The 14,153-nt window shown below is 70.2% G+C and carries 14 protein-coding genes; 9 read left to right on the top strand and 5 right to left on the bottom strand.

Translation table 11 applies throughout. The features are described from left to right. Positions 1-17: 17 nt before the first annotated feature. The gene (locus J2W78_RS12900) at positions 18-215 is read right to left on the bottom strand and encodes a hypothetical protein (RefSeq protein WP_253371028.1); all 198 of its coding nucleotides are present in this window, start codon (positions 213-215) and stop codon (positions 18-20) included. Then, entirely contained in the window at positions 212-412 is a 201-nt protein-coding gene (locus J2W78_RS12895; protein ID WP_253371026.1) for a hypothetical protein, read from the bottom strand. Before J2W78_RS12895 ends, J2W78_RS12900 begins: the two co-directional genes overlap by 4 nt. Positions 413-686: 274 nt before the next feature. Here J2W78_RS12895 and J2W78_RS12890 point away from each other — a divergent pair, with 274 nt between their 5' ends. Further along, a complete protein-coding gene (locus tag J2W78_RS12890; RefSeq protein WP_253371024.1) occupies positions 687-1,244 on the top strand; it encodes a metallophosphoesterase family protein in 558 nt (185 codons plus the stop codon). Positions 1,245-1,253: 9 nt separating this feature from the next. Here J2W78_RS12890 and murI read toward each other — a convergent pair whose 3' ends face one another. Continuing rightward, the gene (gene murI / locus J2W78_RS12885) at positions 1,254-2,129 is read right to left on the bottom strand and encodes a glutamate racemase (protein WP_253371023.1); all 876 of its coding nucleotides are present in this window, start codon (positions 2,127-2,129) and stop codon (positions 1,254-1,256) included. Between the two features lie 221 nt (positions 2,130-2,350). Here murI and egtB point away from each other — a divergent pair, with 221 nt between their 5' ends. The 3 genes from egtB (at position 2,351) to J2W78_RS12870 (ending at position 5,200) form a co-directional block, all read left to right on the top strand. Beyond that, positions 2,351-3,613 carry an ergothioneine biosynthesis protein EgtB gene (gene egtB, locus J2W78_RS12880; RefSeq protein WP_253371022.1) on the top strand — a complete coding sequence of 421 codons (1,263 nt, stop codon included), beginning with the start codon at positions 2,351-2,353 and terminating at the stop codon, positions 3,611-3,613. 45 nt (positions 3,614-3,658) lie between these two features. Then, entirely contained in the window at positions 3,659-4,636 is a 978-nt protein-coding gene (gene egtD / locus J2W78_RS12875) for an L-histidine N(alpha)-methyltransferase (RefSeq protein ID WP_253371020.1), read from the top strand. A 138-nt stretch (positions 4,637-4,774) separates the two neighbouring features. After that, entirely contained in the window at positions 4,775-5,200 is a 426-nt protein-coding gene (locus J2W78_RS12870; RefSeq protein ID WP_253371018.1) for a DUF992 domain-containing protein, read from the top strand. A gap of 10 nt (positions 5,201-5,210) precedes the next feature. Here J2W78_RS12870 and J2W78_RS12865 read toward each other — a convergent pair whose 3' ends face one another. Continuing rightward, positions 5,211-5,651: a DUF779 domain-containing protein gene (locus J2W78_RS12865; protein ID WP_253371016.1), complete on the bottom strand. Its 441-nt coding sequence runs from the start codon at positions 5,649-5,651 to the stop codon at positions 5,211-5,213. A gap of 223 nt (positions 5,652-5,874) precedes the next feature. Between J2W78_RS12865 and J2W78_RS12860 the strand changes: the two genes are divergently transcribed. The 3 genes from J2W78_RS12860 to J2W78_RS12850 all read left to right on the top strand — a co-directional run bounded on the left by J2W78_RS12860 (position 5,875) and on the right by J2W78_RS12850 (position 10,931). Then, entirely contained in the window at positions 5,875-8,562 is a 2,688-nt protein-coding gene (locus J2W78_RS12860; protein ID WP_253371014.1) for a nitrate reductase, read from the top strand. 117 nt (positions 8,563-8,679) lie between these two features. Further along, the gene (gene cysG / locus J2W78_RS12855; RefSeq protein WP_253371012.1) at positions 8,680-10,137 is read left to right on the top strand and encodes a siroheme synthase CysG; all 1,458 of its coding nucleotides are present in this window, start codon (positions 8,680-8,682) and stop codon (positions 10,135-10,137) included. A 203-nt stretch (positions 10,138-10,340) separates the two neighbouring features. Beyond that, positions 10,341-10,931, top strand: coding sequence for an SCO family protein (locus tag J2W78_RS12850; protein WP_253371010.1), 591 nt, complete (start codon positions 10,341-10,343; stop codon positions 10,929-10,931). On the opposite strand, the gene J2W78_RS12845 is transcribed toward J2W78_RS12850, so the two are convergent. After that, on the bottom strand, positions 10,882-12,789 hold the full coding sequence (locus J2W78_RS12845; RefSeq protein WP_437178547.1) for a glycosyltransferase family 2 protein: 1,908 nt from the start codon (positions 12,787-12,789) through the stop codon (positions 10,882-10,884). The genes J2W78_RS12850 and J2W78_RS12845 overlap by 50 nt on opposite strands. An 89-nt stretch (positions 12,790-12,878) precedes the next feature. Between J2W78_RS12845 and J2W78_RS12840 the strand changes: the two genes are divergently transcribed. Together J2W78_RS12840 and J2W78_RS12835 are read left to right on the top strand one after the other, a co-directional pair. Continuing rightward, the gene (locus tag J2W78_RS12840) at positions 12,879-13,808 is read left to right on the top strand and encodes a transporter substrate-binding domain-containing protein (RefSeq protein ID WP_253371008.1); all 930 of its coding nucleotides are present in this window, start codon (positions 12,879-12,881) and stop codon (positions 13,806-13,808) included. Between the two features lie 95 nt (positions 13,809-13,903). Then, the gene (locus J2W78_RS12835; RefSeq protein WP_253371006.1) at positions 13,904-14,116 is read left to right on the top strand and encodes a hypothetical protein; all 213 of its coding nucleotides are present in this window, start codon (positions 13,904-13,906) and stop codon (positions 14,114-14,116) included. The last annotated feature ends 37 nt before the right edge of the window (positions 14,117-14,153 follow it).

The following is a 14,153-nucleotide window of genomic DNA, read 5'->3' as shown; positions in this document are numbered from 1 at the left end:
ATTTTCGATGCCGGCCGTCAGCCGTCTTCCTGCTCGCTCCAGACAGCCCAGGTACCGCCGAACAGGGTGGCCGCGATGACGATCCACAGGCCGGCCCTGCCGACCAGATCGAGCAGCCACGCATGGACCGCCGAGAAGCCGAGGTTCAAGGCGCAATCCAGCACGCCGAGATAGAGAGACAGCGCCAGAAGCGCGACGGCGAAAGGCCGGCTCATCGATCCTCCGTCTCCTTCCAGAGGGCCCAGGCCCCCGCGAACACCATCGTCCCGATCAGAAGGCGCATCCCGGTATGGCCGATCCGGTCGAGAAGCCACGCATGGACGGCGGACAGGCTCACGTCCAGCATCCATCCCCACGCCGTCAGGATCACGGCAATGGCGACGACAATGAGGATTTTTGTCCAGACCGGCATGGCAGCCGCGCTAGCACGTTTGTGCAGGTGAGCCGAGCGACACAGGTGACACTTCGCCACAAGTCCTCTGAAAAATCCTGCGCATTTCGACACATCCGCCGGGGAACCTGCCCCATTCATGTGGTTCCGGACAGCAGATCGGCAGAATTGTACCTTTTGTTGTTGTTCGCGACAGAGACCCTGCGGCGTCGAGCGAGTTGGGATCGTGGTGCACGCGAGGCCGGCTCCTCCCCTCCGAGCCCAACGACACCTCTCACATCTTCGTGAAGAACGAATGGCAACCCTCTTCATCGCCGACACCCATTTCGGCGACGCCCGGCTCGTCGAGCGTCGCCGAACCGGCTTCACTTCGGTGGAGGCGCATGACGAGGCGCTGATCGCCCGCTGGAACGCGCGGGTCGGCGCGGCGGACGAGGTCTGGCATCTCGGCGACTTCGCTGCCCATGCGAGCCGCGACCATTGCGCCAGCGTTTTCGCCCGGCTGAACGGTATCAAGCGGCTGGTGCGGGGCAACCACGACAGCAATCGCGTGCTCGACCTACCCTGGGCCGAGTCGCCGGTGGAAAGCGTCCGGATTTCGGTGACCGACGAGACCGGCCAGTCCTGGCGGCTGTTCCTGGCGCACTACGCCCACCGCGCTTGGCCCGGCCTGTGGCGCGAGACCCGCCACCTCTACGGACACACCCACGCGACGTTACCCGACACCACCCGCTCCTGCGATGTCGGCGTCGATGCCTGGGATTTTTCGCCGGTCGGTCTCGCGGAGATCATCGCCCGGCAAGATGAGGCGACGCTGGTGCCGGAGGAACTGGCAGCGTGGGCGATGCGCTGACGGCCCGTCTCAGCACACCGTCAGCGGCATCGCCTCGACCACCGTCTCGGACAGGCCCCGCCGCTCCAGCGAGCGGCCGAGCGCCGGGTTGAGCCCGGCCCCGCCCGTGAACACGGCGCAGGCGGGCGGCGCGTCGAGCGCGTGCGCGGGCATCTCGCCGAGAAGCTGGATCACCCGGCGGGCGATGGCGGGAGCCGGGTCGATCCAAGTGACCGGCCAGGGGGCGAGACGCTCGAAGCGGGGCAGCAGCAGCGGGTAGTGGGTGCAGGAGAGGCAGACCACGTCGGTGCGTCGTCCATCCGCCCCTTCCACGAAGCAGGGTCCGATCTCGGCCAGGATCGCCGCGTCCGAGACCGGCTCGCCGGCCATCTCGGCCTCGGCGTAGCCCGCGAGGTTCTTCGAGCCTACCAGCGTCACGGCACAATCGCCCGCGAAGTTCGCGACGAGATCGTGGGTATAGGCCCGCGCCACGGTGCCGGGGGTGGCGAGTAGGGAGATGACGCGGCTCCGCGTCAGCGCGGCGGCCGGCTTGATCGGCGGCACCACGCCGACGAAGGGCGTGACGAAGCGCTGGCGCAGCGCCGGCAGCACCAGGGTCGAGGCGGTGTTACAGGCGATCACCACGAGGTCGGGGGCGTGACGCAGGAGCAGTCGCTCCATCACCGCGATCACCCGCGCCACCAGCCGTTCCTCGGTCAGGGCACCGTAGGGGAAGGCCGCGTCGTCGGCGGCGTAGACGTAGGACGCATCCGGACGGGCGCGGCGCACCTGATCCAGCACGGTGAGACCGCCGAGGCCGGAATCGAAGACGAGGATGACCGGCTGAGAATTCTGCGCCGGCAACGCCGCCGAAAGGGTCGCCCCTGCCATCAGATCGATCCGCATCACCGCCGCCCGGGCTCGCGCATCCCTAGAAACCGTGGGGCGTCGAGTGTCCGTCCGCGACGGTTAAGGACACCTCACTGCGGCTGCAAAAAGGCTGCGCTCCGGGCGATGGCGGCCGCAGGTGCGACAAGGGGTGCGACGAACAGCTTGGCGGGCCTCCACGTTGTCAGACGACATTCGGCGTCTATTTCCGGCGCGCAACGGAGGAAGAGATTCCAACAATGGCAGCCGGTGCAGCACGTCTCACCCACCCTGAGCGCGGCGCGGCCTTCCCGCCGCCCCCGCTCGACGCCCGACCGATCGACCGCGACGCCTGGATCGCCGCGTTCCGCACCGTGCGCGACGAGACCGAGCGGCGCGCCGCCCCGCTCTCGCCCGAGGATCAGCAGATCCAGTCGATGGAGGATGCGAGCCCGACCAAGTGGCACCGGGCGCACACGACGTGGTTCTTCGAGCAGTTCCTGCTGCGCGAGCACCTGCCGGGCTACGCCATCTACGACGAGCGCCTGCACTACCTGTTCAACTCGTACTACGTGCAGGCCGGCCCGCGGCAGCCGCGCTTCCTGCGCGGGATGATCACCCGGCCGACCACGGCGGAGACCGCCGCCTACCGCACCCATGTCGACCGCGCGGTGACGGTGTGGCTGCGCGAAACCTCGGACGAGGCATTGGAGCGCGCGCTGCCGATCCTGGAGATCGGCCTCTACCACGAGCAGCAGCATCAGGAGTTGATGCTCACCGACATCCTGCACGCCTTCGCGCAGAACCCGCTCGATCCCGTCTACGATACGGGCTGGGCGATGCCCAACGCGCAGGCAAGCGCCGGCAAGGTTGCTCTCGAAAGAGGCATCACCCGGATCGGCCATGACGGGCACGGTTTTGCCTTCGACAACGAGAGTCCGCGCCACGACGTGCTGATGCTCGGCGCCACCATCGACCGCGGCCTCGTGACGAACCGCGACTGGCTCGCCTTCATCGAAGACGGCGGCTACGCGCGGCCCGAGCTGTGGCTCAACGAGGGCTGGCTCTGCGTCCAGCGCGAGGGCTGGGAGGCGCCGGGCTACTGGCGCCGGGATGACGAGCGTTGGTCGATGATGTCGCTCGCCGGCCGTAAGGCCGTCGATCCGGCCGCGCCCGTCACCCATGTCAGCTACTTCGAGGCCGACGCCTATGCCCGCTGGGCCGGCCGCGATCTGCCAACGGAGGCCGAGTGGGAGGTCGCCGCCCGCGACGGCCTGATCGACGATGCCTTCGGCCTCGTCTGGCAATGGACCCGGAGCGCCTACGGCCCCTATCCGGGCTACCGCCCGGTCTCCGGTGCGCTCGGCGAGTACAACGGCAAGTTCATGTCGAGCCAGTACGTGCTGCGCGGCGCCTCGGTCGCGACGCCGGACGGGCATGCGCGGGCCGGCTACCGCAACTTCTTCTACCCGCACCAGCGCTGGCAGTTCACCGGCCTGCGGCTCGCCGACGCGCAGGGCTGATCCCCCGCCTCGTCCTCAACCCTCCCGCGGTCCCGGAGTAAGCCTTTGACGATCGACCCCCGCCTGACGGCATCGAGCCCCGCCGCCCCCATCTCCGAGAACGGCCTGTTCCTGGCCGATGTCTGGGACGGGCTCGGCACGAGCCCGAAGGCGCTGCCGGCAAAGTATTTCTACGACGCCGCCGGCTCCGCCCTGTTCGAGCAGATCACCGTCCTGCCGGAATACTACCCGACCCGGACGGAGCTCGGCATCCTCGATGCGCGCGGCCCCGAGATCGCCGCCCTGGTGCCGGAGGGTGCGGCGCTGGTCGAGTTCGGCAGCGGCTCGACCGCGAAGCTGCGGCGTCTGCTGCGGCACCTGCCGAGCCTCTCGGCCTATCTCCCCGTCGATGTGTCGGGCGAGTTCCTGCGCGAACAGGCCGAGACCCTGCGCGGCGACTTTCCCGATCTTACCGTCGAGCCGGTGGTCGCCGACTTCACCCGCGCCTTCGCCCTGCCCGACGGCTTCGGCGAGCGGCCTCTGGCAGGCTTCTTCCCCGGCTCGACCATCGGCAATTTCGAGCCCGGCGAGGCGACCCGCCTCCTCGATGTGTTCGGCCGCATCCTCGGACCGGGCGCGACGCTGGTGCTCGGCGTCGATCTCGTGAAGGACCGGGCCGTGCTGGAGGCGGCCTACGATGACGCGGCCGGGGTCACGGCCGCGTTCAACCTCAATCTTCTCCACCGCATCAATCGCGAACTCGACGGCGAGATCAGCCTCGAAGACTTCACGCACCGGGCCTTCTTCAACGAGGCGGCCTCGCGCATCGAGATGCATCTCGTCAGCCGTCGGGCGCAGACTGTGCGCGTGGCCGGCCGCAGCTTCGCCTTCGCAGAGGGCGAATCGATCCACACCGAGAACAGCTACAAATATACCCTCGACGGGTTCCGGGCGCTCGCCGCCCGTGCCGGCTGGGCCTCGCTCGAGGCCTGGACCGACCCGGACGGGCTGTTCTCGGTCCACGCCCTGCAGCGCGAGGCGTAAGCCGGGCCTTTGATTGCGTGATCGCGGTGCCCGACGAAACAATCGGGCATCGCCACAACATCGGCCGGCAATGCGGGCCGATCATGGTCACGGCAACGCTTCCTCGGGGAGGCGACCCTTCCATGCGGAGCCGTTTCCATGCGCACGATCCTCGCCGCCCTTGTTGCCATGACCCTCGCCACCGCCGCCGACGCGCGCACGATTGATGCCACCGCTGAGGGCAGGGTGGCGGGAACGCTGACCTGCGAGACCCGCACCGATCTCGGGCTCGTCTTCGGCACGGCGCGGGTCGCCGCCTGCACCTTCGTCACCGGGGACGGCCGGCGCCAGCCCTACGCCGCGCTGCTTCCGCCGCGTGAGGGCGAGGCGGGTCCGCGCATCCTGGCATGGCGGGTGATCACCGCCGACGGGACGAGCCGCCCCGGCCTCCTCGATGGCAGCTTCAACGGTGACGCCGCGGGCGCCCTGCATGGCACCGCGGCACGCCTCGCACCGCTCGACGCGACGACGGAGACGGACCTCCGCCTCGCCGCGGAAAGCCGCACGGAGATCGGCCTGCGCTGACGGGCTGCGCCTACAATCGGCAGGCGCCGGACAACGCCTCGTTCTCCGCCTGCGTGAACAGCCGCGAGCGGACGTGGAAGCGCTTCTCGCGGCCGTTCTCGAGCGAGAACATGCCGCCGCGGCCGGGCACCACATCGAGCATGATGTGGGTGTGCTTCCAGACTTCGAACTGCGAGCGCGAGATGAAGAAGTCCGCGCCGCCGACCCGACCGAGATGCACGTCGCCGTCGCTCGTGATGAAGTCGCCCACGGGGTAGCACATCGGCGAGGAGCCGTCGCAGCAGCCGCCGGACTGGTGGAACATCACCGGGCCGTACTCCGACTTGAGTTCCTCGATCAGTTCGAGCGCCGCGGGCGTCGCGGTCACCCGCAGGGGCGTGCCGGCATTGTCCGCCTGTTCGGCGGTGACGGGATCGATCCGCTCGGGCTGGGGGCTCGCGGACTCGCTCATGGTGTTCGTCTCCCTGATCGTTCTCTCGTGGTTATCTGAGGCCGGGCCGGCGGATATCCATGAGCCCAGAAGCGCCACCGAGGATAGCAGGCGAGGATCGGCCCGAACCATCTTAAACGGCTTGGACTTTCGGCCACCGTCGGCGGTGTGCGAGCGAGCGGCCCGACTTTTGCGATCTCGGGCGAAACGTCCGTGTGGCGAAAAGATCCGCCGAGGATTCGCGATGTCTCAGCCCGCCCCCGATCTCGCCGCGCCCGCGGTGAAGACGACCTGCCCCTATTGCGGCGTCGGCTGCGGCGTACTTGCGACGCCGGACGGCCAGGGCGGCGTCGCGATCGCGGGCGATCCCGAGCATCCCGCGAATTTCGGCCGCCTCTGCTCCAAGGGCTCGGCGCTCGGCGAGACCGTCGATCTCGGCGACCGGCTGCTCGTCCCGACCGTCGATGGCCAGACCGCGACCTGGGAGGGCGCGCTCGGCACGGTCGCCGGGGGCTTGAGGCGGATCGCCGAGCAGCACGGGCCGGACGCGATCGCCTTCTACCTGTCGGGCCAGATCCTGACCGAGGACTATTACGTCGCCAACAAGCTGGCCAAGGGCTTCCTCGGCACGCCGCATGTCGACACCAATTCGCGGCTGTGCATGTCGAGCGCCGTCGCCGCCCACCGCCGCGCCTTCGGCTCCGACACCGTGCCCGGCTGCTACGAAGATCTCGACGAGGCCGACCTGATCGTGCTCGTCGGCTCCAATACCGCGTGGTGCCACCCGATCCTGTTTCGCCGCATGGTCGATGCGCGCAACAGCCGCGGCACCCGGATCGTCACCGTCGATCCCCGCCGGACGCAGACCGGGGAGGAGGCCGACCTGCATCTCGGCCTCCAGCCCGGCACCGATTCCGCGCTGTTCTCCGGTTTGCTTGCCTATCTGGCCGGACAGGCCAAGCTCGACGGACACTTCATCGAGGCGCACACCGCCGGCTTCGAGGGCGCTCTGGAGCGCGCCCGGCAGATCGCGCCGGATGTCGCCGCCACCGCCCGCGCCACGGGGCTGGCGGAAGCCGACGTGCAGGCCTTCTTCGAACTGTTCGCGAAGACGAAGCGGGTCGTCACCGCCTTCAGCCAGGGGGCGAACCAGTCGGCCCAGGGCACCGACAAGGGCAACGCCATCATCAACTGCCATCTCGCCACTGGGCGGATCGGACAGCCCGGCATGGGGCCGCTCTCGCTCACCGGCCAGCCCAACGCCATGGGCGGGCGCGAGGTCGGGGGCTTGGCCAACATGCTGGCCGCTCACATGCACTTCGCCCCCGAGGAGGTGGACCGGGTGCGCCGCTTCTGGAAGGCGCCCAACATCATCACCGGCGAGGGGATGAAGGCGGTGGCCCTCTTCGAGGCGATCGAGCGGGGCAAGATCAAGGCGCTGTGGGTGATCGGCACCAATCCGCTCGTCTCGATGCCGCGGGCCGACCGGATCCGCGAAGCGATCCAGGGGCTCGACCTCTACGTCGTCTCGGAGGCCGTCGCCACCAGCGACAGCGCCCGCGCGACGGGCAAGAAGACCGTGCTGCTGCCGGCGCTCGCCTGGGGCGAGAAGGACGGCACGGTGACGAACTCCGAGCGGCGCATCTCGCGCCAGCGCGCCTTCCTGAAGGCGCCGGGGCAGGCGCGGGCCGATTGGGCGATCCTGTGCGACGTCGCCCGCCGCCTCGGCCATGGCGAGGCCTTCGCCTACAAGTCCGCCGCCGACATCTTCCGCGAGCACGCCGCGCTCTCGGCCTTCGAGAACGAGGGCACCCGCGATTTCGACCTCGGCGGCCTCGCCGAGATGAGCGACCGCGGCTACGATGCCCATCGGCCGATACAGTGGCCGGTGCCGAAGCGCGGAGCGGACGGGAAGAAGGGCCGCGCCCGGCTCTTCGCCGACGGGCGCTTCTACACCTTCGATCAGCGCGCCCGCTTCGTTGCCGTGCAGCCGCCCGCCCTGGCGCAGCCGGTGACCGCCGAGCGCCCGCTCGTGCTCAACACCGGCCGCATCCGCGACCACTGGCACACCATGACCCGCACGGGCAAAAGCCAGCGCCTCTCGGGGCACCGCGCCGTGCCCTTCGTCGAGATCCACCCCGACGACGCCGCCCGCTACCGCCTGAATGACGGGGGATTTGCGCGCATCACCACCGATCTCGGCAGCGCGATCCTCGAAGTGACGGTGACGGACGCCGTTCTGCCGGGCTCGATCTTCGCGCCGATGCACTGGTCTGACATGACCGCCTCTCACGGGCGCGCGGCGGCGCTGGCCCGCGGCATCCCCGATCCGGTCTCGGGCCAGCCCGAACTGAAGGCGACGCCGGCCTCCGTCGAGGCGGTGGCTTACCGCTCCCGCGGCTACCTGCTGACGCGCGACGCCCAGGCGGCCCCCGCCGGCTGGTGGTGGGCACGGGCGACCGTCTCCGGCGGCTCCGGTCTCCTCTTCGCGACAGGGGAGGGCTCGCGGGAGATGGCTTTGTCCGTGCGCGGGATGTTCCCCGGCCACGAACTGGCCGAGTACGTCGATCATGCCCGCGGACTCTACCGCTGCGTCGTCACGCGCGGCGACCGCCTCGTGGCCGCGCTCAGTGTGGCGCCGGGGGATCGGCGGCCGGATTGGGAACTCGCCAAGGCGGTATTCGCCGCCCCCGACATCGACGCCATCGACCGGCGCACCCTGCTCTCGGGCCGGGCGGCGACGGCCTCGGCCGGTCCGGTGGTCTGCGCCTGCCACGGCGTCGGACTCGACGTCATCACCGCAACCATCGCCGCCGGGGCCGGCTCGGTCGAGGCGGTGGGCGCGGCCTGCAAGGCGGGAACGAATTGCGGCTCATGCATCCCTGAGATCCGCAAGCTTCTCGCACCGGCGCTTGCGCGCAGCGCCGCGTAGGCGCAGTTTTCAGGTTCTCCGTCCCACTCTCGCCCTCTTCCTGAGGTGCTGCAAAGCAGCCTCGGCGCGGATGAGCGAGGCGGACCGGACCCCTGAGTCGAGTCGTACACAAAGACCATGAGCACGCCCCGCCAACCCCGCGAAACCCGCGCCGGCCTCGAGCCGCTGGCGGTGCTCCCCGTGTTCGTGCCGCTCCAGGACAAGCGCGCCGTGCTCGCCGGCTCCAATGGCGGCGCCCCCTGGAAGGTGAAACTGCTGGCCGCCGCCGGCGCGCGGGTCGATGTCTATGCCGAAGAGCCGAGCGAGGAGTTGCGCGGCGTGCCGGCCGAGATCGCCGCCGGCTCGGTGATCCTGCACGAGCGCCGCTGGACCCCGGAAGACCTGAAGGGCGCGGCCTTCGCCATCGGCGCCATGGAGGACGAGACTGACTGCGTTGCCTTCGTCGCGGCGGCACGCGCGGCCGGGGCCATCGTCAATGCGGTCGACCGGCCGCATCTGTGCGACGTGAAGTTCGGCGCCATCGTCAACCGCTCGCCGCTCGTCGTCGGCATCTCGACCGAGGGCGCCGCCCCGGTCTTCGGGCAGACGGTGCGGGCACGCATCGAGGCGATGCTGCCGCGCGGCTTCAAGCACTGGGTCGGCGCCGCCCGCGACTGGCGCGAGGCGGTCTCGGCCCGCTTCCACGGTTTTGCCGAGCGGCGCGGCTTCTGGGAGCGCTTCACCGACCGCGCCTTCGCCGAGCCGGACCGCACGCCGACCGAGGCCGACCTCGCCGACCTGATGGGTCAGGCCGAGGCGCTGCCCCTCGGCGGCGCGGTGACGCTTGTCGGCGCCGGGCCGGGTGACGCCGAACTCCTCACCCTCAAGGCCCTGCGAAGCTTACGCAACGCCGACGTGATCCTCTACGACGACCTCGTCGCCCCCGAGATCCTCGACTATGCCCGCCGCGAGGCCCGCACCATGCTGGTCGGCAAGACCGGCCACGGCCCCTCCTGCCGCCAGGACGACATCAACGCGCTGATGGTCTCGCTGGCCAAATCCGGCAAGCAGGTGGTGCGGCTGAAATCCGGTGACCCGCTCGTCTTCGGGCGGGCCGGCGAGGAGATCGAGGCCTGCGAGGCGGCAGGCATTCCCTGCACCATCGTGCCCGGCGTCAGCGCGGCGCAGGGGGCGGCGGCGGCGCTCGGCGTATCGTTGACCCATCGCGACGCGGCCCGGCGCCTGCAATTCGTCACCGGTCACGACCGGCGCGGGGCGCTACCCGAGGATCTGAACTGGGGCGCGCTCGCCGATCGCAGCGTCACCACCGTGGTCTACATGCCCAAGCGCACGCTGCGCGCCCTGCTGGAGCGGGCCATCGCCGAGGGGCTCGCACCCGAGACGCCGGCCCTCGTCGTGTTCAACGCGACCCGAGCCAAGCAGGCAACAGTGGCCGGCACCGCCGCCGACCTCGCCGAGCGGGTCGAGGCCTCCGGGCTCGAAGGGCCGGCGCTCCTGATGGTCGGCGAGGCCCTGCGCCGGCACAACGCACGCAGCGTGGATCGGGACGTCGAGATCCGGGCGGAAGCTTCCTGAACCTCCTGTACAGGCCCCGCGCGACTGCAGGCCTTGCGGCCTCTCGCGGGCTTGCGGCCCGCCCCGGCTCTGTGATGTGAGGGGCATTGCCCCGATACGCTCGGACCGCCGCTTCCCTTATCGGCGATGCCATGGGTCGGGGCATTTTCATGCGGCCGCCTCGCCCGTCGCGCCGCCTCCACAGACACGCCTTCGAGGGCCCCATGCGTCCGTCCCGCAGCGTTCTCCTACCGCTCGCCGCCTTCGTGGCCGGCCTCGTGGCGATCTCCGTCGCGCTGGTGATGACGCTGGTGCCGCAGCATCCGCAGAGCGGCCCGAGTGGCATCGGCGGTCCCTTCACCCTGGTGAACCAGGACGGCGCGACGGTCAGCGAGCGCGATTTCGCCGACAAGCCCTACCTGATGTTCTTCGGCTTCACCCATTGCCCCGACGTCTGCCCGACCACGCTCCAGCAGATCAGCGACGTGCTGGCAGCGCTCGGCCCCAAGGCGGATGCGATGAAGGTCGCCTTCGTCAGCGTCGACCCCGAGCGCGACACGCCCGCATCGCTGAAGACCTACCTGTCGAGCTTCGACCCGCGCATCGTCGGCCTCACCGGCAGCTCGGAGCAGGTCGCGGCGACGGTCAAGACGTTCCGCGCCTACGCCAAGAAGGTGCCGAGTTCGAGCGGCGACTACACGATGGAGCACACCGCGCTCGTCTACCTGATGGACGCCCGCAACGGCTTCGTCGGCGCGGTCAACCTCAGCCGGCCGGCGGCGGAGACGGCGGCGGAACTGTCGAAGCGGATCTAACAGCACCCGGCGGGCGCCGCCCCAGCGCTCCCGTGCGGGAGGTGCGGGCCAGCCCGTGCTCGGTCTTGTCCCAGCGGTGCGGGTCGCGCAGCCACTCGACCATCGCCATCCACGCCGCGAGGCTGACCAGCAGATGGTAGAGCGGCAGCAGCAGGACGAAGGGCAGGAGATCGCCCCAGCCCCGCCGCAGGCAGCCGATGAAGCCGGGCAGCCACATCGCCGCAAGGCCGGCGAAGAAGATGGTCCAGGCCCCGGCCCGGGTGAGATGCGCCAGCACGGTGTCGTCGGCCGGCACGAGGAACAGCTCCCCGAGGCTGCCCGCCATCAGGAACGGGTAGAACAACGCCGAGGCGACCGTGCCGGGTACGAAGGCCAGGGCGCACAGGGTCTCCGCCGCCCCGAGACGGCGATAGACCGCGCGCGGGCGCCGGCCGTGGGTGAAGCTGGTCTGCAAAAAACCCTTCATCCACCGGGTGCGCTGGCGCAGCCAAGCCTTCAGCCGCCTCGGCGCCTCCTCGTAGGTGGAACTCGGCAGATCGCCGACCCGGTAACCCGCCAAGGCGAGGCGCAAGCCGAGATCGGCATCCTCGGTCACGTTCCAGGCATCCCATCCGTGCAGCGACCGGAGCACCCGCGTTCGGAAATGCGTCGAGGTTCCGCCGAGCGGGATCGGCATCCGCCACGCCGCCAGCGCCGGAGCCAGCACGTCGAACAAGGCGGCGTACTCGATCGCGAACAGTCGGGGCAGCAGCCCGTCCCCCTCGTTGTCGATGACGAGGCGGCCCTGGAGGCAGGCGATCGAAGGGGGTGACCACGCAAACAGCGTGGCTGCGCGCCGGAGCTGATCGGGCTCGATCACGTCCTCCGCGTCGAACACGACGAGATACGTGCCGCGGGCCAGCGGCAGCGCCGCGTTCAGGGCCCGCGGCTTGGTGCGCGGTTGGCCCGGCGGCACCGTCACGATCTCGAACCGGGTCGGCAGCGGAATGGCGCGGAGCGCTGCGGCGGTCTCCGCATCGTCGGCCTCCAGCAGGAACTTGATGTCGAGCTTGGCCGCCGGATAATCGAGCCGCGCCAGCGTCCGCACGAGGCGCGGCACCACCGCCGCCTCCCGGTAGAGGGCGACGAGCACCGTGTAGGTCGGAAGCGCGGCATCGGTGAGGAGCACGGGCCGCATCCCGAAGGGTCTGGCCGCTCCGGTACCCACCGCAGCGAGGCGGAAGGTCAGCAGCGCCAGCATCAGGGCCTGGACCAGCGCCAGCAGAACGAAGCCGATGACGCTGGGCAGACGGACGAGCCCGACGAAGAGCGCGAGCGCGGTGCCTCCGAGCGCAAGGTCGAGGGCATGAGGGCCCGGCCGGCAGGACCATTCGGGTCGCAGACGGCCCAGGGCATCGGACGCCTCCGAGGCGATGCCGGCACCGTGCTGAGCGAACACCGCCAGCCTGAGGCGCGTCGGCGTCGTCACGGCCGGCCGCGACTCCAAGCGCTCCACGGCCCGGATCAAACGGGCGATGGCCGGGCCATGAGGCGCGGTGACGACCAGGGCGGCCGAACCGGGAGCGAGCAGTGCGGCGCCGACGACGAGGCAGTGCGGATAGCGCAGGCCGTCGCCGAGCCGGATCGGGGCATCGAGGAACACCGTCCCGAGCCGCCGGGCCAGGGCCCGGTAGAACGCGTCCTCGGAGACCAGACCCTCGTTCAGCAGGGCGGTCGCTGCATCCGTCCCGCAGCGGCGGGCGACGGCGCTCGCCCGGTCCAGCACACGTGGCGACACGCCTTCGCCAGCGAGGAAGGCGATCTCGGCCGGCCACTGGCCGGAATCCGACGTATCGGCCGCGCCCGTGCCCGCTTTCACGGGGACAGCGGGCGCTTGGGCGTGACTTCCATCGGCAAGGTCGAACAGGGGGCGGCTCCCCGCAGCCCCACGCCGTGCTAGGGAAAGGTATGGGCTTCGACCTTTCCACGGACGTGTATCGCTCCGCCGCCTCAACCCCTGCGTCAAGACGGTGGCGGGCCTTGCCCGCCGCGATCGCGGGTGTTCTGCTGAGCCTACTCGCAGGCGTTGCACAGGCACAACAGCCTGCTCCCCCCGTCGGCGAGCCTCCCTCCGTGGTCATTCCGAATTTTTGGAATCCCCGAGCCCGCGGCGAGCGGGTCGAGGCGCCCCAGACCGGGCGGGCGGTGCGATTCATGACCGACGACGAGTTTCCGCCGCTGCATTTCGCAGGGCCCGACGGGACGCCGACCGGCTTTGCCGTGGAACTCGCCCGCGCGGTCTGCGAGCGGCTGACGGTGATGTGCACGGTGCAGGCGCGCCGCTTCGACACGCTGCTCGATGCGCTGGCGGACAAGCAGGGCGACGTGGTGGCCGCCGCCATTCCCCTGACGCCGGCCCTGCGCGCGCGCTTCCTGGCGACGCGGCCCTACTTCCGCTGGCCCGCCCGCTTCATCGCCCGCAAGGACCGCAGCCTGCCCGCCCCCTCGGCGACCGCACTCGCCGGGCGGAGCATCGGAATCGTCGAGGGCAGCGCCCACGAAGCCTTTCTCAAGGCCTTCTTCCCCAACGCCACGCGAAAGACCTTCACCGATCTCTCGGCGGCCCAGAGCGCGCTCAAGCGCGGCGAGGTCGAGTATCTGTTCGCCGACGGCCTGAGCCTCGCGCTCTGGCTGAACGGCCAGGAGGCGGAAGGCTGCTGCGCCACGTCCGGCGGCGACTACCTCGAGAACCGCTATTTCGGCGAGGGCATCGGCTTCGTCACCCGCACCGAGGACGCGGCACTGGCCCGCGCCCTCGACGACGCGTTGCAGCGGGTGTGGGACGACGGGAAGTACGCCGAGCTGTATCTGCGATTTTTTCCGGTCAGTCCGTTCTGACCCGCCGCGGATCGCCCTACCTGTCGGGAAGGGCGAAGACCCTCACGGAGAACTGCGAATCCCGGCCCGTACAAGGCCCGAATGGAACATCGAGAATGCGCAAGCCGTACAGCACCTCATCCGGGAAGGCGCGCCACCGCGTCGGAGACGTCAGCAAGACGCGGCCGGATGGCGACCTCACCTCGGAACGGAGAAGCAAGATCGCGCTGAGCCGCTTCTCCTACAGCGGCGGCTACGACGGCTTCGAAGGACGGATGATCCTGAAACCCGAGATGCGGCGGAGCGGCTGTCCGGACGGCTCCCGCTGACGCTTCTCATTCCGGCCGCCGCGGGCGCTGGACCCTG

The organism is Methylorubrum extorquens, assembly GCF_024169925.1.
In the GTDB taxonomy this organism is placed as follows: Bacteria; Pseudomonadota; Alphaproteobacteria; order Rhizobiales; family Beijerinckiaceae; genus Methylobacterium; species Methylobacterium extorquens_A.
The sequence above is the reverse complement of the archived record's forward strand: the minus strand, read 5'-3'. Positions and strand labels throughout refer to the sequence as shown.